Below are 21,780 nucleotides of genomic sequence, written 5' to 3'. Positions count from 1 at the left end.
TAATATGCACGCGTTGGCGTGCACGCAGCGTCCGAGCACCAGGCACCAGACACCCCGTACCACCACCCGAGCACCAAGCGTCCGAGCATCCGAGTAGTCGTCAGACTGCTTCTCCCCAAGGAGCATGCCCTGCGCACGCGCGCGTCACGGCGGACCCGTACGACATCGTCGATGTCGCTGGGGACAGCCCTGCTCATCCTCGCCTTCGTCCCCGGCGTCGCCCTCGTCGCCCTCTGGGGCGTCACCAGCGGCCAGACCTTCCTCGACTTCCAACGGCAGGCCGGCCAAGGACTGTTGGCCGAGAAGGCCGGACAGCCGTCGAACCTCGTGTACTTCAGCCTCCAGGAGGAACGGCGGCTCAGCGCGGAGGTCCTCGCCCGGCGCCCCGGCGCCGCCGACGCGCTCGCCCGGCAGCGGGTCAGGACCGACGAGGCGGTCGAGCGGTTCAGGGAGCTCTCCGACGTCGGCGAGGACGACGCCCCGGCCGAGGTCCTCGACGCCGTCTCCACGGCCCGCGACGCGATCGGCCGGCTCCCGGCGCAGCGCTCCCTCGTGGACGGCGGCGACGACGACCAGCAGCAGGCCGTGTACGACTACTACACCGACCTGATCTCCGTCGACCTCGAACTCTTCGCAGCCCTCAGCCGCGTCGACAACGGCCGCATCACCACGCTCTCCCAGCCGCTCGTCGACCTCTTCTGGGTCAAGGAGATGGTCTCCCGCTCCGACGCCCTCCTCGCCCGCGCCTGGCACGACCGCGAACTCGGCCCCGAGGAGCTCAAGGCGTTCCGGCAGGCCGTGTCCAGCCAGTCCTTCCTGGCCTCCTCCCACATCGTCCCGCTCCTCCCGGCGGAGGAGAAGGCCATGTGGGGCGCCATCGTCGCGAGCCCGGCGTGGAAGACGAAGACGGACGTCGAGAACGCGGCCCTGCGACCCGCCGCCCCGGTCGCGGGCGGCTCGGTGTCCCTGCCGGCGGGGGAGGCCAAGTGGCGCCACGCCATGGACACCCTCACCCCCGAGCTCGAGAACCTGCTCCAGCACCGCACCGCCCTCGTCGTCGAGGAGGGCAAGGGCAGCGTCCTCTCCCTCCTCACCCGGATGGCGATCACCACCGTCGTCGGCCTCCTCGCCGTCCTCGCCGTCATCTGGACCACCTGGCGCCTCACCCGCACCCTCCGCCTGCGCATCGGACGGCTCCAGGAGCAGGCCGAAGCCCTGGAGAAGGCCCTGCCCGACGTCGTCGAACGCCTCGGCCAGGGCGAACGCATCGACGTCGAGACCGAGGCCCGGGCGATCCGGCAGGACGAGAACGACCGCGCCTCCGACGAACTCACCCGCCTCGGCGAGGCGTTCAACCTGGCCCGCACCAGCGCACTGGAAGCCGCCGTCCGCCAGGCCGACCAGCACCGCGGCTTCGAACGGCTGCTCCAGCGCATCGCCCGCCGCACCCAGCAGCTCATCGGCCAGCAGCTCAAGAAGCTGGACGAGCTGGAGCGCCGCCACGAGGACCCCGAGATCCTCGACGGCCTCTTCGACCTCGACCACCTGACCGCGCGACTGCGCCGGTACGAGGAGAACCTCGTCATCCTCGCGGGCGGCGCCCCGCACCGGCGCTGGCGCAAGCCCGTCCCGCTGCTCGACGTCATGCGCTCCGCACAGGGCGAGGTGCAGGACTACCGGCGCGTCCTGCTCGACCTCGACGGCGCGCCCTGGATCGCGGCCCGCGCCGTCGGCCCGGTCGCGCACGTCCTCGCCGAACTGATGGAGAACGCGCTGGTCTTCTCCCGTCCGCCCAGCCCGGTGGAGATCCGGGCGGCACGGGTGAGCCACGGCCTCGCCGTCGAGATCGAGGACCGCGGCCTCGGCATGGAGCCGGAACAGCTCGCCGAGGTCAACGACCTGATGGCCCGTCCGCCCCGGATGGACCTCCTCGCCCACAGCGAGGACATCCGGCTCGGCCTCCAGGTCGTCGCCCGCCTCGCCAACCAGTACGGGCTCCGCGTCGAGTTCCGGACCTCGGCGTACGGGGGAACCCGCGTCGTCGTCCTCGTACCCCAGGAGTTCGTCGTCGAGGGCCCCGAGCCGGGCCCCGGGCCGCAGGCGGTGACAGGACACGAACCCGGACACGGGACGGGCCACGGCTCCGCGCACGCGCCGGGCACCCCGCCGTACGCGCACGCCCAGCCGCACCCGCACCCGCACCCGGATCTCGACCCGCGGCAGGACCCGGCCCGGGCAACGGCACCGGCCTCGGGCGCGGCCTCTGCTCCGACCTCGGCCCCGCCCTCGGCCCCGACGCCCGTCATCCGGCCGCTCCTGCCCCCGCCCCCGGCCGGAGCCGAGTCAGACGCCCTGCCCACCCGCGTACAGGGCCGCGCACTGGCCGACGTGACGGCCCTGAACACCCCGTACGCCCCGCCGGTCCCGTACACGCCCTCCACACCCCCCGGCCAAGCCGGGAACCACCCCGGCCGGCACCCGGACCCTCGCCCCCACCCCTACGGGCGGCCCGAGCAGGCACCGCCGCACGAGGTCGACCCCCCGCTGCCGCGCCGTGTGCGGCAGGCCAGCCTGGTGGACGAGCTCAAGGTCACCCCCGGCCCCGCCGCCACCCCCACCGCGCCGCCGAACTGGCAGGACGCCCCCCTGCTCCGGCCCGTCCCGCGCCGGGCCGGCGCGACGATCGGCGCCTTCCAGCGCCGCTCCCGCGCCGCCCGCACCTCCGCGGAACAGCCCGCGCCATCCGAGCCCACCGCACCCGCCCACCCCACGGAAGAAGACCGGTCATGACCCGCACAACCGCCACCCACCAGGATCTGGACTGGCTGCTCGACGGCCTGGTGGACTCCGTGGCCGAGACCCGCAACGCCCTGCTGCTCTCCGACGACGGCCTCGTCGTCAGCCACTCGCGGACCATCGAGCGCGCCGACGCCGAGCGGCTCGCCGCGATCTGCACGGGCCAGCAGAGCCTGGCCCGCGGAGTGGGACAGCTCTTCGACGGCGGCGTGGTCCACCAGGTGATCGTGGAGTTGGCCGACCTCTGGCTCTTCATCATCTCGGCCGGCCAGGGCACCCACCTGGCCGTCGTCGCCTCGCAGGAGGTGGACGCCGAGGTCATGTCGCTCGCGATGCACAACCTCGTCCAGCAGGTCGGCCAGAAGCTCGGCACCCCCGCGCGCGCCGAGTTCGACGCCTTCGGCACCGGGGCCGGGCAGGGCGCGTGAGCACCGGCTGGGACCACGCGGACGGCGACGACGAGGCCGGCGAGGACGGCTCGGGCACCATGGTCCGCCCGTACACGATCACCCGTGGCCGCACCGCCCCCGACCGGGACGACTTCACCCTCATCACGGTGCTCACGACGGTGGAGGAGCCGCTGGACGAGCGGGGGCGGCCGCTGCGCGCCGGCCGCCTCCAGCCCGAGCACCGGCTGATCCTCGAACTCTGCCGCCGGCCCGCCGCCGTCGCCGAGGTCGCGGCCGGTCTCGACCTCCCCGTGTCGGTGACCAAGATCCTGCTGGCCGACCTCGTCGGCCAGGGCCTCCTCACCGCCCGGGCGCCACTCCTCGTGGCGCGGGCGTCGGGAGGCGCCGACGGCAGCCTGCTGGCCGCCGTCCGTGACGGACTCCGGAGACTCTGAACCCCATGACCAGCACTCAGGCGGCCCCTGCCGCCGTCAAGATCCTCATCGCCGGCGGCTTCGGCGTCGGCAAGACGACCATGGTGGGCGCGGTCAGCGAGGTCACGCCGCTGCGCACCGAGGAGTACCTCACCAAGGCCAGCGTCGGCGTCGACGACCTGGCCGGCGTCGGGGCGAAGGAGACGACGACCGTCGCCCTGGACTTCGGGCGCATCACGGTCAGCGACGAGCTCGTCGTGTACCTCTTCGGCACGCCCGGCCAGGAACGTTTCTGGTTCATGTGGAACGACCTGGTCAACGGCGCGCTCGGCGGGGTCGTCATCGCCGACACGCGGCGGCTCGACACCAGCTTCGCCTCGATCGACTTCTTCGAGAGCCGCGGGATCCCGTTCGTGGTCGCCATCAACTGCTTCGACGGGCACAACACCCGTACGGCGGAGGAGATCCGCTCCGCGCTCGACCTCGACCCGCACGTCCCCCTCCTCATCGGAGACGTCCGGCAGCGCGGCTTCGACAAGGACGTCCTGCTGGCCCTCGTCGACCACCTGATGAGGCTCCCGGCCCCGGTCTGACGAACAAGGCCGCCCGCCCTGCCTCCACCTCCGCCCCCATCCCGTCACGTTCTGGAGACATCCGAAATGGCAGCATCCCTGCGCGTCCTCATCCACGGCGGAGGCATCGGCGGCCTCGCGCTCGCCACCGCCCTCGCCCGGCGCGGCCACACCGTGGAGATCGCGGAGATCCGCGACGAGCTCGACGCGCTCGGCGTCGGCATCATCCAGCCGACGAACGCCCTGCACGTCATGCGGGAGCTCGGCGTGCTCGACGCCTGCCTCGACGCCGGGTTCGAGTGGGAGATCCTGACGATCGCCGACCCCGCGGGGAACACGCTCGCCCGCATCCCGCAGCCGCGCATGGGCGACGTCCCGGCGGCAAACGGCATACCGCGGCCCGCGCTCGCCAAGGTGCTCGGCGACGCCGCCGTCGCCGCCGGCGCGAAGGTCCGCTTCGGCGTCACCGTGACCGAACTCGACGACGACGGTACGGGCGTCACCGTGACGCTCTCCGACGGCGCCACGGACCGCTGGGACCTGGTCGTCGGCTTCGACGGCATCGGTTCCCCGCTGCGCACCCGCCTCTACGGCGACCGGTACGTCCCCGAGTACACCGGCTTCGCGAACTGGCGGGTCACCCTGCCCCGGCACCCCTACGTGCAGGGCGTCGTCATGGCCACGGCGGGCAAGGAGGCGAAGGCCCTCCTCACCCCGATCACGGACGAACTCATGTACCTGGGCTCCGTGTTCGCCGAGGCCGAGGACTTCCGCCCCGACCCGGAGCAGGCGCACGAGCAGCTCGCGCAGCGCCTCGCGGCGTTCTCCGGCCCGGTCGCCGAAGCGCTCTCCGCCGTCACCGACCCCACCGCCGTGGTCTACTCCCGCATCTCGCAGGTGACCGTCGAAGAGCCCTGGCACGTCGGCCGGGTGGCCCTGGCCGGCGACGCGGCCCACGCCTCCACCCCGCACCTCGCCCAGGGCGCGGCGATGGCCGTCGAGGACGCCCTGGTCCTCGCCGAGTCCCTGGACTCCGCCCCGACGGTGCCCGCGGCCCTCGAAGCCTGGGAACTCCGCCGCAGGCCCCGCGCGATGTGGGTCCAGGCCCTGTCGCGAGCCGTCCTGAAGCAGGAGATGGGCGCGCCGACGACCCCCGACGAGGACGCCCTCCTGAAGGTCGGCATCCCCGGCGCCGCCCACGCCCTGGCCAAGCCGTACTAGCCCGGCGGCCCCGCTCCCGACCGTGTGACACGGCAGCGGCCGCCGGGGCGGTGAACCCGGCGGCCGGTGCGGCGAGTGAGGGGGGCGGGGGTCAGTCGTCGAGGGCGGTCAGGACGAGGCCCAGGTCGACGAACTTGAAGTTCGTCGCCGGCCGGTCGCCGTCGCCGGGGGCGTCGTGACCGTCCTGCACGACGAGCAGTCCGTGAGGGTACTTCGCGCCGAGGGGAGCGTTCAGGGCGGCGGCGCCGTCGCACTCCTCGGAGCCGTCCAGCGCGGCGCTCGCGGGAGCGACCCGGAAGCCGCCCTCGTACTCGTTGTGGTCGGCGAGCTCGCGGTCGTAGGCGGCGAAGGTGTTGTCGCCCTGGCTGGAGGCGAGGAGGTAGCCGTCACCGTCGGACTCGGTGAGCAGCGTCAGGCCTTCGACGTCCGAGGAGATCCGCGTCCCGCCGAAGCCGGGGTCGGCGCCCGGCGTGCACTCCTCCGTCTCCTCGTCGTAGACGCCGGGGACGCCGTACTCGCGGACCTTGTCGACCAGCCGCGGCGTGCCGGTGAGGTCGGCGCGCAGCCGCCAGATGCCGATGTCCTCCTGCCCGGCGTACAGCGTGCCGTTGGCCGGGTCGACGACCATGCCCTCGACCTGCGGCAGTTCGCCGGGCTCGCCGCACGGGGCCCACGAGGTGCCGTCGGGGAGCCGGAAGGTGGCGGGCAGGTCCAGGGTGCGGACCGTGCGGTACGTGACCTTGCCGCCCGCCGCCGGAAGCAGTTCGAGCAGGGTGATGCTGGTCCGCTCGCGCCGGCTGACCAGGGCGAAGGATGTGCCGGACGCAGGGTCGGTCCAGGTGGCCAGGCCGTACGCGGTCCGCTGGTCGTTGACCTCGGCCTGGTCCCGCGAGAAGACGGCCGGTGCGGCGGGGTCGGTGACGTCGGTGAGCGGGCCGCCCGGACGGTCGCGGTCGATGCGGTAGAACCGCAGCCGGTCGTGGCCGCGGTCGCTGGTCACGGCCAGGTCGGCGCGCCCGGTGGAGAGGCGCAGGCCCTGCACGAGGTCGACGTTGTTGAACCGGCCGGGGGCGTCGTCCGGCCCGGCGGCCGGCGGCGCGGCTATCGACTGCACCGGTCGCGCGTCCAGGTCGTAGACGCGCAGGCCGCCCTCCTTGGCGGTCGCGATGACGAGGCTGCGGCCGGGGGCCGCGGCGTTGCGCCAGATCGCGGGGTCGTCCGCGTCGGCGTTGCCGCCCGCGTCGTCGTCGTGCAGGACCGGCGTCTCCGCGCGGGGGGTGACGACCGGCGGCGAACCGGCGGAACCACGGTGGTGGGCCTGGGCCGGTACGGCCAGGGCCGCGGCCGCGAGCGCGGTGGTCACGACCAGCACGAGCGACCGGGCGGTGGTGGGGCGAGTCACGCAAGTCTCCTCGGGAGGGGGGCTTGTACGTCCTGCGTGAGCGTGCTGCCCCTCCGTGTCGGCCCGGCGGCCACCGTACGGCCGGAGATCCGAAGTCCAGGTGTACGCCTGGTGAACCAGGGGCCTGGACGACGGTGGGGGCCGCGACGACCGTCGCGGCCCCCACCGTCCGATCCGGTGCCGGCGATCAGGCGGGGTACTTCACGTCCGCCAGGTAGTTCGCGCCGATGAGGCAGTCACGCATCTCGTGGCGGGGCGCGGCGGATCCGGTCCAGCGGAGGAACCCGGTCGTCCCGGTCGCGGTCGACATGTCGATGAACCGGCAACCGTCGTACAGCACCTTGCCGTTGGTGGTCGGCGTCGCCCCGGTCGTCACCTGGTGCGAGCCCATGAGCCCGCAGTCCACGTACCGCACCATCGGGCCGCGGGAGCCGTTGGCGTTGAAGTCGTACACGTGCGTCACCGCGTCCGGAGCCCAGGACTTGAAGCTCAGCGCGGTGTCGTCGCACGACTCGAAGGTGATGTTGCCCTTGTACCACCGGGAGTCGATCACCTTGTGGCCGACACCGCGCAGCTCGAAGCGGATGCCCTGCGCGTACAGCCGGTTGACGGAGTCGGCCCGCGTGGTGGCGTCGGCCGTGAGCTGGAAGAACGTGCCGGTCGACGCCGCGTCCGTGAGGATGTAGGAGCCGCCGATGAAGTTCATCGAACCGCCCCGGTTGTTCTTCACGAACACCCCGGACTGGTACTCCACCTTGCAGTCGCGGAACCAGTAGTTGAGGAACTGGTCCTGCTGCGTCGCGGCCGGCGTCATCCCCATGACGAGGAACGCGTCGGAGTACGAGCCGCCGACCTGGCAGTGGTCCCAGCCCATCTCGCTGTTCAGGTTCGAGGTGGTGGCCGGGCCGTCCAGGCCGATGCCGCGCTTCCAGCTGCCGCGCCACTCGACGTCGGTGTACCAGGTGTCCTGGACGCCGTAGGTCGCCGACGAGTAGGCGTAGTTGAAGCTCGACGTGGCGTTGGTGCTGGTGAACGTGAGCCCGGAGATCCGGATGTTCTTGTAGCGCTGGTAGTTCGTCCACAGGGTGGTGTCGTTCGCCGCCGGCGAGTACACGATGCGGGAGAGCCGCTTGCCGTAACCCGTGATCGACAGGCCGTCGACGATGCCGCCGCCGCCCTCGCCGTTGACGTTCGGCAGCAGCGAGTCCGGCTGCGTCAGGAGGTACGTGCCCGGCGGGATCACCAGGACCTTCTTCGGGACGGCCCCCGAGATCGGGTCGGGCTGGAACGAGGCGAGTACCTCGGCGGCGGCGGCGCGGAAGGCGGCGTCGCTGGGGGTCGCACCGGTCGGGTCGGCCCCCTTGGCGATGACGTCCACGCTGTACGGGTCGTCCCCCGAACCCGCCGCGTAGGCCGGGCCGCTCCCCATCGCCAGCGCGCCGGCGGCGGCGCCGGCCCCGGCCGTCGCCATGCCGCGGATGACGGATCTGCGGTCCATGCCTCTGGTCATTTCTGCCCCCAAAGTAATGATCATGAGAAAGACATGACATACGAACACGACCGGGGCCGGAACGCAAGATCGATTCCCGTGGGGGAACCTCACATGCGTGGGGGGCATCTCAGACCCGCCGCTCCGTCCGCCGACTCGGCGCCGCCTCGCCGAGCAGCTCGGCGAGCCCCGCCCGGGTGGCGGCGACCACGACCCGGTCGCCGGGGTGGAGCACGTACCCGGATGGAGGTCCCAGAGCAGCCGGCCGGCTCCTCGGCGGCAAGGCCCTCGGGCTCGCCCGGCCGGCGGCGTCGAGGGCGAGGACGCGCCACGCGCCGGGGCGGTTTGCGTAGCCGGCCGGCCGTCCGTCACTCCGAGGCGACGGCCGATCCCTCCCGCCACGCCGTCTCCACGGCGGCCGGGATGTCCGTGACGGGGAACTGGACGTGCCGCACGGTCCGTTCGCGGTCGACCACGAGCACCGCCCGCTTCAGCCGGAGGGCCTGGCCCGCGCGGAAGGTGGGCAGCCGGAGGGCCGCCGAGAGCGCGTTGTCCATGTCGGAGAGCAGCGGGAAGGGGATCTCCTCCGCCGCCGCGAACGCCCGCTGCTCGTCCGGGCGTTGGGTGCTGACACCGCGCACCGCGACGCCCGCCGCCGTGAACCGCTCGTACGCCTCGCGGAACAGCCGGTTCTCCAGGGTGCAGCCCGCCGTGCCGGGGATGTCGAGCCAGTCGTCCGGCAGGGGGCCCGGGCGGCCGGTCGCCGGATAGCAGAACAGGACGGTGGCCCCGGCGTCGGCGTCGACCGGGTCGAGCCCGGTCCCCGTGTGCGCGGGGAGCGTGAGGCGGGGCAGGCGGGCGCCGGGCAGGTCGTGCACCCGGTGCGCCTCGGCGCTGCGCTCGTCGGCGGAGGCGGTGAGGGAGCCGTCGCCGAGCAGCCAGCGGTCGGCCCAGTCCTGCATCGACACCAGGACGGGGAGCAGCGCGCGGCCCGCGTCGCTGAGCCGGTACTCGAAGCGCACCGGGCCCTCCTGGTACGGGACCTTGTCGAGGACGCCGCTGTCGACGAGGTGGTTCAACCGCTCGGTGAGGACCTTGCGGGAGATCTCGAGCTCGCGCTGGAGCTCGTCGAAGCGGTGCTGCCCGCGCGCCGTCTCTCGGACGAGGAGCAGGCTCCACCAGTCGCCGACGACGGCTGCGGCCTGGGCGATGGCGCAGGCTGCGTCGCGGTCGGGCACGGCTCGTGCCATGACGTGTCCTCCTCCGGTCCTGTTCGGATCCATCTTGCGCCATCGAGTGAGTTCCCGATAGAAACTCATTGTAAGTTCCCAATCGGAACTCGCTCGTTTCCACGGTTCACACACCTCGGGGGAGGAACTCTTTCCATGCCCACAGCCCGGGCCACCGCCTGGCGCACCTGGCAGATGACCCGCCGCGCCTACCCATGGACGTACGCGGTCGGCACCGTCCTGCCCGCCGCCCTCACCATCGCGCTCGCCTACCTCGGCTTCCACGCCATCGGCGGCGGCGAAGTGGGCGACGACTTCGCCGCCGACAGCGGCACCACCGCCTACCTCGCCTACATCGTCGTCGGCGCGACCGCCTTCCAGTTCACCGTCCGGCTGATCCTCTGGTCCGCCAAGGCCCTCATCACCGAACAGCGCCAGGGCACGCTCGGCGCACTCCTCATCGCACCCGCCGCCCGGCTCCCGTACCTGCTCGGCTTCACTGGCTTCGCCGTGCTCAGCAGCATCGTCGAGTTCTTCACCCTCGGCCTGGTCGTCGCCGCGCTCGGCATCACCGTGCCCGTCTCCTCCGTTCCGGGCGCCCTGCTCGGCGCACTCGCGCTGATCGCGGCCGTCTTCGCCCTCTCGGTCGGCCTCGGCGGGCTCATGATCGCGGCGGGCGAGGCCCACATCTCGCAGAACACCGTCTTCATCGTGCTCGGCCTCGTCAGCGGCTTCACCTTCCCGCGCGACTACCTCCCGGAGCCGGCGCGGTGGTTCGCCGAACTGCTCCCCACCACCTCGGCGATGGACGTCCTGCACGGCAGCTTCACCGGCGGCCAGTCCCTCCCCGAACTCCTCCCGAGGCTGGCCGTCTGCGCCCTCCTCACCGGCGCCTACCTCTTCATAGGGCTGACCTGGCTCCCGCGGGCCGAGGCCCGCGCCGCCGAAAGGACGTACTGATGACCACGGCGATCGAAGTCCGCGGCCTGCGCAAGGACTTCCCCGTACGCGACAAGGGCCTCTTCGCGCCCCGCACCCTCAAGCGCGCCGTCGACGGCCTCGACCTCGACATCCCGCGCGGCCGCGTCACCGGCCTCCTCGGCCTCAACGGCGCCGGGAAGACCACCACCATCAAGATCCTCGCCACCCTCCTGCGTCCCAGCGCCGGGACCGTCCGCGTCGACGGCCTCGACGCCGTCGGCGACGCCCGCGCCGTACGCCGCCGCATCAACCTCATCGCGGGCGGCGAGCGCATGGTCTACACCCGTATGACCGGCCGCGAGAACCTCTGGTACTTCGGCCAGCTCTACGACGTCCCGAAGGCCGAACTGCGCCGCAGGACCGGCGAACTCCTCGACCTCGTCGGACTGTCCGACGCCGCCGACACCATGGTCGAGCGGTACTCGCGGGGCATGACCCAGCGGCTCGCCATCGCCCGCGGCCTCATCAACCGCCCCGACTACCTCCTGCTCGACGAACCGACCCTCGGCCTCGACGCGCCGATCGCCCGCGACCTGCGCCGCGTCGTCGCCGACCTCGCCGCCCACGACGGCACCGGCGTGCTGCTGACCTCCCACTACCTCGCCGAGGTCGAGGAACTCTGCGGACACGTGTACGTGATCTCCGCAGGCCGGCACCTCGCCCAGGGCAGCCCGGCCGCACTGAAGGCGGCCACCGGCAGCCACCGCACCGTCCGGCTGACCGTCACCGACCCGACCGAACGCACCCGGGCCGCCGCGGACGCCTTCGGAGCCACCCGCGAAAACCTCCCCGACGGCGGCGAACTCATCACACTGCGGCACCCCGACGACATGGCGGGCCCCCTGACGGCGGCCGTGGTCGAGGCGGGCGGCTCCATCGGCGGACTGGAGATCGCCGAGGCGAGCCTGGAGGACGCCATCCTGACCCTGGCCGAGCGCGGTGAGGCAGGCCTCACGACCCACGGACCAGCCCGCGGCGGCTCGGCCGACACGACCTCTGCCACGACCGGCTCCCGCACCGAGGCCCGCAGTCCCGACAGGACGACTGCCGGGACTGCGGGGACTGAGGGGACCGCCGGGACCGTACAGACCGTCGTCGACGCCGCCGACACCGCCGGAGCCCACGGCGGCGGCCGGTGAACCACCTCCGCCACGCCCTGCGCGTCTTCGCCGCGGAGACGCTCAAGCAGCACCGCCGGCTCTTCGGCCAGCCGCTCGTCGTCTTCTCGATGCTCGTCTGGCCGGTGCTCCAACTGGCCACCACCTACTACACCCTGCGCCCCGTCGCCACGGCCTCCCGGGCGGCCGAGAACTGGCCGCTCGCCGCCGACCCCGAACGCCTCCTCGCCTTCCTGGCCACCGGCACCCTCGCGTACGCCTTCTTCTTCTCCCTCGTCCAGAGCGCCTGGCACCTCTCCTTCGAGCGGGCCACGGGCACCCTGGAACTGCTCTTCCTCTCGCCGGCCGGCCGACTCACCCTGATGATCGCCAACGGCGCGGGCGCGCTCCTCCAGAACGCCTGGCTGCTCACCTGCTTCACCGTCGCCGCACTGACCGGCTTCGGCACGCTGTCGGTGGCCGCCTGGTGGATGTACGGCATCGTCCTCCTGGCGCTGCTGGTCCCGGCGGTGGCGTGGGGCGCGTTCCTCAACAGCCTGCTGGTGTTCTCCAGGGACTCGGCGTTCCTGTACACGATCCTCGACGAGCCGCTGTGGTTCGTCTCGGGCGTCCGGCTGCCGCACTTCGCGCTCCCCGCCGCCGTCCAGGTCGTCGGCGCGGTCTTCCCGCTGACCGGAAGCCTGCTCGCCGTCCGCGGGGCACTGCTCGAACACCGCACCGTGTCCGACCTGGCCCCCACCCTGCTCGGCCTCGGAGCCCTGAGCGCCCTCCTCCTCGCCGCCGCCTCACTGATCCTGCGGGTGGGGGAGGCCCGCGCCCGGCGGACGGGCGCGCTGAGCCTGGCATGACGGAAGCGGTGCCCGGGGCGCTGAGACGACGCGGACCGCGCGCGTCACCGGACCGGCCCCCGGGACACCGCGCCGTCCGGGTCCGGAGTGACCCCCACCGGCGGTGCCGTCATGGACGATTCAGGGTCGCCCAGATCCCGCTCCGCCCCCGTCGCCACGACCCGGGCCGGTCCCCGCCCCGGAGCGTCCGTGGTCGGCGGCGTACGCCGCGAAGACCCGCTCAGGGGGCCCGCCCGTGCGCAGGAAGCGCTCGTCGAGCACGGTGGCCAGATCGCGCAGCGCCGTGTGCAGCACCGAGGCGGAGAGCCTGACGTCGGGGTGTCGGGCCCGCGCCGCTTCGTCCGCCAGACCGGCCGCGTAACCGAGCTGGCCGGGCAGGGAGGTGTTCTCGTCGCCGTCGTAGAAGTAGTACGACTCGGCGTACTGCAGGAAGTCGACCGTGACGGTCGACAGCTCGGAGGAGAGCCCGTCGAGGAGGGCGGCTCCGCCGGCGGAGTCGAGCGCCTCGGCGGTGACGCGGCTGCGGCGCACGTGGGAGAGCCGCAGCGCGAGCGCCCTGCGGCGGGCGAGCGCCGGGTAGATGCCGAGGAGCCAGGCGACGGTCGCCGACAGCAGCACGAAGCCCACCAGGGCCTCGATCGGCGCGAGGACGCGCAGCCAGCCCGCGGTGGGAGCGATGTCTCCGAGCCCCAGAGTGGCCAGGGTGACCAGGGAGATGTACAGGGCGTCGATCGGGCCCGCGTGTTCGGCGGGGGTGAGACCGCTCGCGTACGAGAAGCCGTCCGGCATGTACGGCCAGTAGACCAGCGCCCAGCCGACGGCCACGGTGAGGGCCCAGACGGCGACGACCACGAGCATGCCCAGTGGTCCCGAGAGCCCGGCCGGCCGCCACCGGTCGCCGTGGTGGGTCGACAAGCGCCACACCTGGCGCATGACCAGCCTGCTCAGCCCGCCGTGGCGGGTCGGGTGCCAGAGCGTGTGGAAGATGTCCCGCAGGACGAACAGGATCAGGGCGGCACCCGCCAGGACGGGAAGCCACGTCATTCCGGCGCCTTCTCCCCGGGGCGTCGCCCGGCGCCGGTGCGCGCTTCGAGCCGGTGCCGTACGACGGTCGTCAGGACCGTGAGACGGGTGGACACGGTGGGCCGTGGTGCCACCGGGGCGTCGATGCGCCGGGCTTCCTCCGGCAGCGCGGCGAGATCGGTTTCGAAGCGGGCGCGGGCGGCGGCCGGGGGGTCGGGCGGTTCGGTGCGCAGTCCGCCGCGCATCACGGTCCGCAGCAGTGGTTCGGTGCCCTCGGGCGGCTCTTCGTTCGCCAGGCCGATGACGTCCCGCAGGCCGGGGCCGCGGAAGACCTGCTTGGGGCCCGGCGCCGTCGCCTTGGCCGAGGAGAGCTTCATGACGGGCCGGCCGTCGTACTCGACGAGCTTGTACACCGCGTCCAGATACGGGGCGTCGGCGGCCGTGCCGACCTTCGTCCCCACGGCGTACGCGTCGATCGGCGCGCCCTCCCGTACGAGAGCGGCGACGGCGTACTCGTCCAGACCTCCGCTCGCGATGATCCGCACGTCCCGCAGCCCCGCCTCGTCCAGCGCGGCACGGGCCCGGCGGGCCAGCGCGCCCAGGTCGCCGCTGTCCAGACGGATCGCACAGCCGGGACCCAGGCGGAGGTCCCTGAGGACCCGCGCGGCGGTCGCGACGCCCCGCTCCGTGTCGTAGGTGTCGACCAGGAAGGTCACCGGCCCCGGATGGGTCCGGGCGAACGCCCGGAACGCCCGCTCCTCCCAGTCGAAGGCCTCGACGTACGAGTGGGCCATCGTGCCCGCGGCGGGGATGCCGTACCGACGTGCGGCGGCCACGTTGCTGGTGCCGGCGAACCCGACCAGCGCGCAGAGCCGCGCCGCCTGCATCCCGGCCTCGGGCCCGTGCGCCCGGCGCAGCGAGAAGTCCACCAGCGGCCGGCCGGCGGCGGCGAGCACACACCGGGCCGCCTTGGAGGCGACCGCCGTCTGATGGCAGAGGAGGGACAGCAGATACGGCTCCACCAGCTGCGCCTGCGGCAGGGGAGCGGTGACCTCCAGGAGCGGCTCACCGGAGAGGACGAGCCGTCCCTCGGGCACCGCGCGGACCTCCCCGTCGAAGCTCAGACCGTGCAGCGGCGCGAAGTCCTCCACCGGCCGCTTCAGCACCTCGGCGAACTCCTGCACGTCGGAGCGGCCCACGCGGAAGCGGGACAGGTAGTCGAGGGCCGGTTCGAGACCGGCGGCGACGAGGAACCCACGCTCCGGCGGAAGATCACGCACGAACAGACTGAAGGTGGCCGGCGCCCGCATGTCCTCCCGCAGGTACGAGAGCGCCATCGTGACCTCGTACAGGTCGGTGGTGGTCACCAGGGACATGCTTCGAGCATGCGCGGCCCCGCGCCACCCCGCACGGGGACGACCACAAGAAAGGGAACGAACGTTCGACGAAACGGGCTGCTCTCCGCCTGGACACCGAGGCTACGCTGCCCCGATGCTGCTTCCCAGCCTCCCGCGTACCCCGCTGCGTTCCTCCGAACAGCCGACCATCCACACGCCCTTCGGCCCGCTGGCCTTCGTCACGACCATCGGGAACACCACCCTTCCGCTGCGGCCCGACGAGCAGTTCCAGCTGCCGGGTGACCGCACGGTCTCCCGTTGGGTGACACCCGGTGCCCGCGTCGAACTGCTGCTGACCCCGCACGATCCCGCACTCGACCCCGAGCACTGGGGGCCGCTGACCGGCTGCCGCGCGGTGGTCTGGCGGATCGACGCCCTCACCCCGCTGGAGCGGGTGCGGTTCTCGGCCGGACTGCCGGAGGGCACCGGCGGAGGGTACGACGGGGGGCAGGCGCTGGCTGCGATCACGGTGGAGGACGAGACGACCCGGCTCACCGTCGGAGGCAGCGACGAGGAGGCGATCTGCCAGGCCGCCGACGCGGGCGAGGTACCCCGGCGGTGGACAGCCCTGATCGACGAGGTACACGATCATTCGTTCAGCACGTGGGGCGTGGACTACGGCGACTACCACGGCATGTCCTGGACGCTGCCCCCACTGGAAGCCGGCGACCACTGTGAACTCCCCGTGGTGGCGGCCTGGGCCCCGGCCGCCGACGAGAGCGCGAACACCTGGTACGCCGTCATGCCCTCACCCACGGCGCTCCTGACTCAGGCCGCCGCCGCGGCGGACACGGCCCTTGGGAGGGAGAACGGTAGAGCTCGCCGGACCTGACGGATTACAGGGTTCTTCGGTCCGACGCACAACCCTCGGGGCGCCTCGTGGGTCATGCGGGCGTGGCGTGTCGTGCCGCCGCGCGCTCCTGGGGAGGAAGGGCTGCAACGCCTCGGGCGCGCCAGTACGAGCACGACCTCATGTCCTGACCGGACCCCTCCGCACTCCTGAGAGGCACCACTCCGTGAGCCGCCCCAGATCCACCGCCGTCCGCCGTCTCGGCGCGTTCGTCGCCGTCGTCCTGATGGCCACCGCCGGCCCCGCCGTCCTCCCCGCCGGCGCCGCCACCGGGACCGGCTCCCTGCCCGGCGCCGCGCCCGCGGCGACGGCGGACGCCACAGCGCCCGTCCTCAAGCCCGGCGACAAGGTCCTGGGCATGGGCCGGACCGGGTTCCTGAGCCAGGACGCGGACGACTACACCCTCGTCCGCTGGACCCGCCTGGCCGACGGGGCGGTGACCACCTTCCCGTACACGTCCCGTCTCCACCTCTCCCGCGACTCGGACATCGCGGTCCTCCACACCCGTGCCACCACCACCTTGCAGGACTTGGCCACGGGCACGGACCTCTTCTCGGTGCCGCTGAACTGGGACCGGTACGCGGGAGCCGTCGGCTCCCACCTCTTCTTCCGAGCCGATCTCTCCGGCCACGGCCCCCTGGACGTCTACTCTCCCGGCCCGGACGGACCGGTGCGTCGGACGGTGACCGGGCTGCCCGAGGGCGCGTTCGAGCTGCACGTGGTGGCGGGCGCCGACGGCGAGGCGCTGGTGAGGTACTTCACCGGTGAGGGGACGACAGCGGCCGCCGAGCACCTGGCGATCGTGGACCTCGACTCCGCCACCGTGACCTCCTCCCGCCCGATCCCGGCCGGAGGCCCGATGGAGTGGTCCGCCTACGCTTTCTCCTCCGGGTACGTCGCCTGGACCGAGTACGACTCGGGTGGGGGTACGAGCGTCGTCGTCCTCGACCGCTCCACCCAGAAGGTCCAGCGCTTCCCGATGCCCACACCGGGGAGACTGCTCCTCGGCCTTGCCGGGGACTGGGTCACCTACTCCCGGCCCGGAGGGCTGCTGGCGGAGGAAGCGAGCACGCTCATCCCGCTGACCGCCCGCAGCCTCACCGGCACCACCACACGCAAAGTCCTCGACCACACGGTGTCCGGTTTCGAGACCGCCGGGGACACCCTCGGCTTTCTCGGCGGCACCGTGGCCGGTGGCGAGGGCCTCTACCGGGTCGCGCCCGGCACGGACGGAGTCCCGGTCGCCACCCGGCTCGCCGCGACGGGCAAGCCGACGCAGGTCACGCTGCTCGGCCAGGCCGTCCCGACGACGGTGGACCTGGACCTCACCGGCGGCAAGCTCCCCATGTCCTGGGTGCTCAGCCGGACGAACGTCACCATGTGGGTCACTTTCCGCAACACCCGCACGGGCGAGTCGATCACGGAGTACGTCGCCCAGCCGGAGCGGGGCGCGGATCCGCAGCCGACCCGGTTCGACTGGAACGGCACGCTCAACTGGCAGGGAAACCCCAACTTCTGGACCTCCGCCTCGGCCGGCCCGTACACCTGGGAGATCAGCGCGAGCCCGCTCAACCGCGTCGGGCCCACACTGAAGGCGTCCGGCTCCTTCACGGTCACCCGCAAGACCGGCGCGCACGACTACGACAGCGACGGCTCCCCGGACATCCTGGCCCGCGACCAATCCGGCAACCTGTGGCTCCAGGACGTCCACTACAGGGAGGGGTGGCGCGAGGCCTACCAGAACCCGGACTCGCTCGTCGGCGGCGGCTGGCAGGCGTACGACCGGATCGAGGCCACCGGCAACATCGCCGGGGCCGCCGCCCCCGAGCTCGTCGCCCGCGACCGGAGTGGGGTGCTCTGGCTGTACCAGGGCACCGGCAACGGCAAGGCCCCGTTCACCACGCGCACCCGGATCGGCGGCGGCTGGCAGGCGTACACCCTCCTGACGGGCGGCAGCGACCTCACCGGCGATGGCCGCCCCGACCTCGTCGCCACCGACGGGTCCGGCCGCCTCTGGCTGTACCGGAGCACGGGCTCCGCGACCGCTCCCTTCGCCGCCCGCCGGCTGATCGGGAGCGGCGGCTGGCAGACGTACGACCGGATCGTCGCGACCGGCAACCTCGCCGGCGCCGCCGCCGGCGACCTGGTCGCCTGCGACCGCGCCGGCGTCCTCTGGCTGTACCTCGGCAAGGGCGACGGCACCTTCGCCGCCCGGACCCGCCTCGGCGGCGGCTGGCAGAACTACGACGACCTGATCGGCCCCGGCGACACCGACCGCGACGGCAAGCCCGACCTGTACGCGGCCGACATCAACGACGCCATCCCGGCACCGTTCCTCTACCGGGGCACAGGCGCGTGGCAGGGGCCGTTCGGCCCCGGAGAACGAGTGGAACTCGTCCAGGACAGCCGTGAGTTCAACCTCTCCGCCTGACCCCTGCCGAAAGCACAGAGACGATTTTCAGAACACGGCCTAAGGTGCAGGCATGGCACCCTCTCTTGAGCGTCCCCCCTTTCAGGCGGACGAACGCACCGCGCTCATAGGCTGGTTGGATCTGCAACGGCAGATCCTGCGGTGGAAGTGCGACGGCCTCAGCGAGGCCGACGCACACCGCTCCGTCCTCCCGACCTCGCCAGTGATGACGATGGCCGGACTCATCAGCCACATGCGCTGGGTCGAGCACACCTGGCTGGAGGTGCTGTTCCTGGGCGGCGACAAGACACAGAACCCGTCCTTCGACGAGACCGACGAGGACGCCACCTGGCGCACCGACGGCACCTCACTGAAGCAGCTGCTCACCGAGTACGAGGCCCAGTGCGCCCGAAGCAACGAGATCGTGGCCGCGGCCTCCCTGGACGACGTCGGCCGCCACCCCGACTTCCGCTCCGGCCAGGCCAATCTGCGCTGGATGCTCATCCACCTCGTCGAGGAAACCGGACGGCACGCCGGGCACGCGGACATCGTGAGAGAACTGCTCGACGGAGCGAAGGGCTACTACTAGCCCTCTAGGGCGGGGTGCCACCGAAGGGAGTGCCCCGGCTCTAGTCGGCGGTGGGCCCGGGGTCGGGCTGCAGCAGCCGCTCGGCGAGCCGTTGGAGCTGGATCCCTCGGGACGCCTTCACCAGGACGACGTCCCCGGCCCTCAGAGTGTCGCTCAGGTGCTGGAGGGCGGCGTCCTGGTCGGGCACGTGTACGGCGCGCCCGCCGGCCCCGGCCGCGGCCGCGGCCTGCCGCATCCACCCGGCCTCTTCCCCACCCACGAAGACGATCCGGTCCAGGTCGAGCGCGGCGGCGATCCGCCCGATCCCCTCGTGTGCGGCCCGGGACTCGGAGCCGAGCTCGTTCATCTTGCCGAGGACGGCGATGGCCCGCTGCTCAGGGCCGCGGGCCATCGTGGCCAGGGCCTCCAGGGAGGAGCGCATGGAGTCGGGATTCGCGTTGTAGGCGTCGTTGACGACGGTGACGCCGTCCGCCCGGGCGGAGACCTCCATACGCCAACGGGACCGCGCGGTCGCCGCGGACAGCAGGTCCGCGATGTCGGCGACGCTCAGGCCCGCCTCGCGGGCGACGGCCGCGGCGGCCAGGGAGTTGGAGACCTGCGGGGCGCCGACCAGCTGGAGGGAGACGGGGGCGCTGCCCTCCGGTGTGGTGAGGGTGTAGGTGGCGCGGCCGAAGGCGTCGACGGTGACGTCGGTGGCGCGGACGGTGGCCTCGTCGGAGAGGCCGAAGGAGGAGACGCGGGCGGTGGTGCGTGCGGCCATGGCCAGCACGAGCGGATCGTCGGCGTTGAGGACCGCAAGGCCGGAGGCCGGCAGGGCTTCGACGATCTCGCCCTTGGCCACGGCGATCTTGTCCCGGCCGCCGAACTCGCCGATGTGGGCTGTGCCGACGTTGGTGACGACGGAGATGTGCGGGGGAGCGATACGGGTGAGGTCGCGGATGTGGCCGATGCCGCGGGCGCCCATTTCCAGGACGAGGTAGTCCGTGGACGGGTCGGCCATGGAGATGGTGAGGGGCAGGCCGATCTCGTTGTTGAAGGACTCCGGCGTGGCCACCACTCGGCCGGCGGCCGGAAGCAGCTGGGCGATGAGGTCCTTGGTCGACGTCTTCCCGGCGGACCCGGTGATCGCGACGATCTTGGTGTCCACCAGGGTGTGCGCGACGAGGTGCCGGCCGAGGCGGCCGAAGGCGGCGAGGACGTCGTCGACGAGAATCGCGGGGACTCCGACCGGCCGCGTGGCGAGCACCGCGGCGGCGCCCGCCTTCACGGCGGAGAGGGCGTAGTCGTGGCCGTCGGCCTGCTCGCCGGGCAGGGCCACGAAGAGGGCGCCGGGCTCGGCCTTGCGGGAGTCGAACACGGCCGGCGCGGTCACGAGGGCTTCGGGGTCGGGGGCGTCGGCGAGGGTGCCGCCGACGACCTCGGCGATGGTCGACAGGAGCATGGGCTGCATGGAGGTGTCTTTCCGGTCGATGGTGTCGCTGGGCAGCACCGCGCCGACCGGGCCGGCCGGCAGCCGGTCCGGTCGCCTGGAGAAGCCCGGCGAACGCCACGGCGCTGGACGGCTCGGTGACAGCGCGGCCGTACTGCCAGAGATACGCCATCGCGTCGGCGATCCGGCGTTCCGGCACGGCTTCGGCACCGGCGAGAAAGTTCTCCGGTCGATCTTGAACGGGGCTCGATCTTGAACGGGGGTCGATCTTGAACGGGCGAGCCGCGGGCTCCGTGTGCGCCCTTGCCTCGACGATCGCGTCGGGACGGCGGGCCCTTGTTCGTCGGCCGGCGGCCGGACCACCAGGTCACGGTGGTCGCGACGCTCCGTAGCCGCCCTGCGCCCGGGCGCGGTGGGCCCGGAAACGCAGACGACCCGTGGGCCTGGTCCCGTCCGCTCGAGTTCGGACGGGAGCCGGCCGGATCTACCGGCGGCCCACGGGTCGGGTGACTGCGTGGTTTTCGGCAGACGAACTGCCGAGGTGCACAGAGTGCGACGGCAGGCCGTTAGCCCGCAGTCACCTCACGAATCCGAAAAGAAACCATGTTCTCGGATCACCTCCTTTCAGCGTGTGACCACAGCCTAGGAAACCCCGCGGCGACGCTCAAGCTATTTATTCGGGCCGAGTTCCGCGGCCACCAGAGCGGCCGCTTCGGCCACCAGCGGATCGACCACGGGGGCGTCCTCCAGGGACCGCGTGGTCATCACCGCGAGCACGATCGGGCCCCCGCCGGGCGGCCAGGTGACCCCCGCGTCGTTGTTGGTGCCGTACCGTCCGCCGCCGGTCTTGTCGGCGAGCAGCCAGTCGGCCGGCAGACCCTTGCGGAATCGCTCGCCGCTGGTCGTGTTGGCCAGCATCCAACGGGTGAGCCGCTCCCGGTCACGGTGCGGCAGGGCGTCGCCGAGGAGGAGGCGCCCGTACGTCCGGCCGATGGCGCGGGGCGTGGAGGTGTCGGACTCCCGCCAGGGCTCGGCCGAATTGAGTTCCGGCTCCCAGCGGTCGAGCCGGGTCGTGCGGTCACCGGTCGACCGGACGAACCGCGTGACCGCGGTTGGCCCGCCGAGCTCGCGGAGCAGCAGGTTCGCGGCCGTGTTGTCGCTGAAGCGGAGCGTCGCGTCGCACAGCTCCGCGACGGTCATTCCCCGCGCCAGGTTCTCCGGCAGCTCCGTCCTGGGGGACCAGCCCGATCGCTTGACGTCCGCCGCCGTGTACCGGATGCGCCGCGCCAGGAACGTGCCGTCGTGGTCGAGATCGCGCAGCACGGCCGCGACCGCGAGCGTCTTGAAGACCGAGCACATCGGGAAGCGCTCGTCGGCGCGGTACGCCACCGATCGCCCGGTCCGCACGTCGTGGGCGAACACGCCGAGCCGTGCGTCGTGGCGCGCCTCCAGCTCCCGGAGCCGTGCGACGAGCTCGTCCCCGCCGGGCGCGGAGGCGTACGCGGACCCGCCGAGAGGTAAGGCGACGGCGAGCGCGGCACCGGCGCCGAGCCCCAGAGCGGTGCGACGGGACGGGCTGACTGCTGAGATGGACAAGGCGGTT

At 72.7% G+C, this 21,780-nt stretch carries 19 protein-coding genes; 12 read left to right on the top strand and 7 right to left on the bottom strand.

Features of this window, described 5'->3' with window-relative positions:
- The first annotated feature begins 171 nt into the window (after positions 1–171).
- From DEJ43_RS00485 to DEJ43_RS00465, 5 genes are all read left to right on the top strand, one after another.
- A complete protein-coding gene (locus DEJ43_RS00485) occupies positions 172–2,790 on the top strand; it encodes a nitrate- and nitrite sensing domain-containing protein (RefSeq protein WP_078508568.1) in 2,619 nt (872 codons plus the stop codon).
- Positions 2,787–3,224 carry a roadblock/LC7 domain-containing protein gene (locus DEJ43_RS00480; protein WP_015031313.1) on the top strand — a complete coding sequence of 146 codons (438 nt, stop codon included), beginning with the start codon at positions 2,787–2,789 and terminating at the stop codon, positions 3,222–3,224. Before DEJ43_RS00485 ends, DEJ43_RS00480 begins: the two co-directional genes overlap by 4 nt.
- Before the next feature lie 59 nt (positions 3,225–3,283).
- Positions 3,284–3,640, top strand: a complete 357-nt coding sequence (locus DEJ43_RS00475; protein ID WP_041663381.1) for a DUF742 domain-containing protein — start codon at positions 3,284–3,286, stop codon at positions 3,638–3,640.
- 5 nt (positions 3,641–3,645) lie between these two features.
- Positions 3,646–4,212 (top strand): GTP-binding protein, encoded by a 567-nt coding sequence (locus tag DEJ43_RS00470; RefSeq protein ID WP_015031311.1) that lies wholly within the window; start codon positions 3,646–3,648, stop codon positions 4,210–4,212.
- A 66-nt stretch (positions 4,213–4,278) separates the two neighbouring features.
- Positions 4,279–5,412: an FAD-dependent monooxygenase gene (locus DEJ43_RS00465; RefSeq protein ID WP_015031310.1), complete on the top strand. Its 1,134-nt coding sequence runs from the start codon at positions 4,279–4,281 to the stop codon at positions 5,410–5,412.
- Positions 5,413–5,503: 91 nt separating this feature from the next.
- Here DEJ43_RS00465 and DEJ43_RS00460 read toward each other — a convergent pair whose 3' ends face one another.
- The 3 genes from DEJ43_RS00460 to DEJ43_RS00450 all read right to left on the bottom strand — a co-directional run bounded on the left by DEJ43_RS00460 (position 5,504) and on the right by DEJ43_RS00450 (position 9,553).
- Positions 5,504–6,814: a phytase gene (locus DEJ43_RS00460; protein WP_015031309.1), complete on the bottom strand. Its 1,311-nt coding sequence runs from the start codon at positions 6,812–6,814 to the stop codon at positions 5,504–5,506.
- 187 nt (positions 6,815–7,001) lie between these two features.
- Positions 7,002–8,312 (bottom strand): hypothetical protein, encoded by a 1,311-nt coding sequence (locus tag DEJ43_RS00455; RefSeq protein WP_199868633.1) that lies wholly within the window; start codon positions 8,310–8,312, stop codon positions 7,002–7,004.
- A gap of 359 nt (positions 8,313–8,671) precedes the next feature.
- Positions 8,672–9,553: a winged helix-turn-helix transcriptional regulator gene (locus tag DEJ43_RS00450; RefSeq protein ID WP_015031307.1), complete on the bottom strand. Its 882-nt coding sequence runs from the start codon at positions 9,551–9,553 to the stop codon at positions 8,672–8,674.
- A 135-nt stretch (positions 9,554–9,688) separates the two neighbouring features.
- On the opposite strand from DEJ43_RS00450, the gene DEJ43_RS00445 reads away from it, so the two are divergent.
- From DEJ43_RS00445 to DEJ43_RS00435, 3 genes are read left to right on the top strand one after another with little or no spacing between them, the layout of a single operon-like run.
- Positions 9,689–10,492, top strand: coding sequence for an ABC transporter permease (locus tag DEJ43_RS00445; protein WP_015031306.1), 804 nt, complete (start codon positions 9,689–9,691; stop codon positions 10,490–10,492).
- Entirely contained in the window at positions 10,492–11,652 is a 1,161-nt protein-coding gene (locus tag DEJ43_RS00440) for an ABC transporter ATP-binding protein (protein ID WP_015031305.1), read from the top strand. Before DEJ43_RS00445 ends, DEJ43_RS00440 begins: the two co-directional genes overlap by 1 nt.
- Positions 11,649–12,479 carry an ABC transporter permease gene (locus DEJ43_RS00435; protein WP_015031304.1) on the top strand — a complete coding sequence of 277 codons (831 nt, stop codon included), beginning with the start codon at positions 11,649–11,651 and terminating at the stop codon, positions 12,477–12,479. The genes DEJ43_RS00440 and DEJ43_RS00435 overlap by 4 nt, the downstream gene beginning before the upstream one ends.
- 120 nt (positions 12,480–12,599) lie before the next feature.
- Here DEJ43_RS00435 and DEJ43_RS00430 read toward each other — a convergent pair whose 3' ends face one another.
- Both DEJ43_RS00430 and DEJ43_RS00425 read right to left on the bottom strand, forming a co-directional pair.
- Entirely contained in the window at positions 12,600–13,523 is a 924-nt protein-coding gene (locus DEJ43_RS00430) for a potassium channel family protein (RefSeq protein ID WP_015031303.1), read from the bottom strand.
- On the bottom strand, positions 13,520–14,878 hold the full coding sequence (locus tag DEJ43_RS00425; protein WP_015031302.1) for a nicotinate phosphoribosyltransferase: 1,359 nt from the start codon (positions 14,876–14,878) through the stop codon (positions 13,520–13,522). The genes DEJ43_RS00430 and DEJ43_RS00425 overlap by 4 nt, the downstream gene beginning before the upstream one ends.
- 115 nt (positions 14,879–14,993) lie before the next feature.
- On the opposite strand from DEJ43_RS00425, the gene DEJ43_RS00420 reads away from it, so the two are divergent.
- From DEJ43_RS00420 to DEJ43_RS00410, 3 genes are all read left to right on the top strand, one after another.
- Positions 14,994–15,731 (top strand): hypothetical protein, encoded by a 738-nt coding sequence (locus DEJ43_RS00420; protein WP_015031301.1) that lies wholly within the window; start codon positions 14,994–14,996, stop codon positions 15,729–15,731.
- A gap of 184 nt (positions 15,732–15,915) precedes the next feature.
- Complete coding sequence (locus tag DEJ43_RS00415; protein WP_015031300.1) at positions 15,916–18,180, top strand: FG-GAP repeat domain-containing protein; 2,265 nt, start codon at positions 15,916–15,918, stop codon at positions 18,178–18,180.
- Between the two features lie 52 nt (positions 18,181–18,232).
- Entirely contained in the window at positions 18,233–18,748 is a 516-nt protein-coding gene (locus DEJ43_RS00410) for a DinB family protein (RefSeq protein WP_015031299.1), read from the top strand.
- A gap of 40 nt (positions 18,749–18,788) precedes the next feature.
- On the opposite strand, the gene DEJ43_RS00405 is transcribed toward DEJ43_RS00410, so the two are convergent.
- Positions 18,789–20,198 (bottom strand): UDP-N-acetylmuramoyl-tripeptide--D-alanyl-D-alanine ligase, encoded by a 1,410-nt coding sequence (locus DEJ43_RS00405; RefSeq protein WP_015031298.1) that lies wholly within the window; start codon positions 20,196–20,198, stop codon positions 18,789–18,791.
- On the opposite strand from DEJ43_RS00405, the gene DEJ43_RS00400 reads away from it, so the two are divergent.
- Positions 20,197–20,433 carry a hypothetical protein gene (locus tag DEJ43_RS00400; protein ID WP_145953681.1) on the top strand — a complete coding sequence of 79 codons (237 nt, stop codon included), beginning with the start codon at positions 20,197–20,199 and terminating at the stop codon, positions 20,431–20,433. The two genes, DEJ43_RS00405 and DEJ43_RS00400, sit on opposite strands and share 2 nt — an antisense overlap.
- Positions 20,434–20,846: 413 nt before the next feature.
- Here DEJ43_RS00400 and bla read toward each other — a convergent pair whose 3' ends face one another.
- Positions 20,847–21,773, bottom strand: a complete 927-nt coding sequence (gene bla / locus DEJ43_RS00395; RefSeq protein ID WP_041661903.1) for a class A beta-lactamase — start codon at positions 21,771–21,773, stop codon at positions 20,847–20,849.
- Positions 21,774–21,780: the final 7 nt, after the last annotated feature.

Source organism: Streptomyces venezuelae ATCC 10712 (genome assembly GCF_008639165.1).
Lineage (GTDB): Bacteria > Actinomycetota > Actinomycetes > Streptomycetales > Streptomycetaceae > Streptomyces > Streptomyces venezuelae.
Note: the sequence above shows the minus strand (reverse complement) of the source record. Positions and strands in the feature narration are given on the sequence as shown.

Excerpts from the sequence above, each read along its gene's own strand:
- DEJ43_RS00485 (WP_078508568.1), top strand. The coding sequence starts at position 172 with ATGTCGCTGGGGACAGCCCTGCTCATCCTCGCCTTCGTCCCCGGCGTC.
- DEJ43_RS00480 (WP_015031313.1), top strand. The coding sequence starts at position 2,787 with ATGACCCGCACAACCGCCACCCACCAGGATCTGGACTGGCTGCTCGAC.
- DEJ43_RS00475 (WP_041663381.1), top strand. The coding sequence starts at position 3,284 with ATGGTCCGCCCGTACACGATCACCCGTGGCCGCACCGCCCCCGACCGG.
- DEJ43_RS00470 (WP_015031311.1), top strand. The coding sequence starts at position 3,646 with ATGACCAGCACTCAGGCGGCCCCTGCCGCCGTCAAGATCCTCATCGCC.
- DEJ43_RS00465 (WP_015031310.1), top strand. The coding sequence starts at position 4,279 with ATGGCAGCATCCCTGCGCGTCCTCATCCACGGCGGAGGCATCGGCGGC.
- DEJ43_RS00455 (WP_199868633.1), bottom strand. The coding sequence starts at position 8,312 with ATGGACCGCAGATCCGTCATCCGCGGCATGGCGACGGCCGGGGCCGGC.
- DEJ43_RS00450 (WP_015031307.1), bottom strand. The coding sequence starts at position 9,553 with ATGGCACGAGCCGTGCCCGACCGCGACGCAGCCTGCGCCATCGCCCAG.
- DEJ43_RS00445 (WP_015031306.1), top strand. The coding sequence starts at position 9,689 with ATGCCCACAGCCCGGGCCACCGCCTGGCGCACCTGGCAGATGACCCGC.
- DEJ43_RS00440 (WP_015031305.1), top strand. The coding sequence starts at position 10,492 with ATGACCACGGCGATCGAAGTCCGCGGCCTGCGCAAGGACTTCCCCGTA.
- DEJ43_RS00430 (WP_015031303.1), bottom strand. The coding sequence starts at position 13,523 with ATGACGTGGCTTCCCGTCCTGGCGGGTGCCGCCCTGATCCTGTTCGTC.
- DEJ43_RS00425 (WP_015031302.1), bottom strand. The coding sequence starts at position 14,878 with ATGTCCCTGGTGACCACCACCGACCTGTACGAGGTCACGATGGCGCTC.
- DEJ43_RS00420 (WP_015031301.1), top strand. The coding sequence starts at position 14,994 with ATGCTGCTTCCCAGCCTCCCGCGTACCCCGCTGCGTTCCTCCGAACAG.
- DEJ43_RS00410 (WP_015031299.1), top strand. The coding sequence starts at position 18,233 with ATGGCACCCTCTCTTGAGCGTCCCCCCTTTCAGGCGGACGAACGCACC.
- DEJ43_RS00400 (WP_145953681.1), top strand. The coding sequence starts at position 20,197 with ATGGAGGTGTCTTTCCGGTCGATGGTGTCGCTGGGCAGCACCGCGCCG.
- DEJ43_RS00405 (WP_015031298.1), bottom strand. The coding sequence starts at position 20,198 with ATGCAGCCCATGCTCCTGTCGACCATCGCCGAGGTCGTCGGCGGCACC.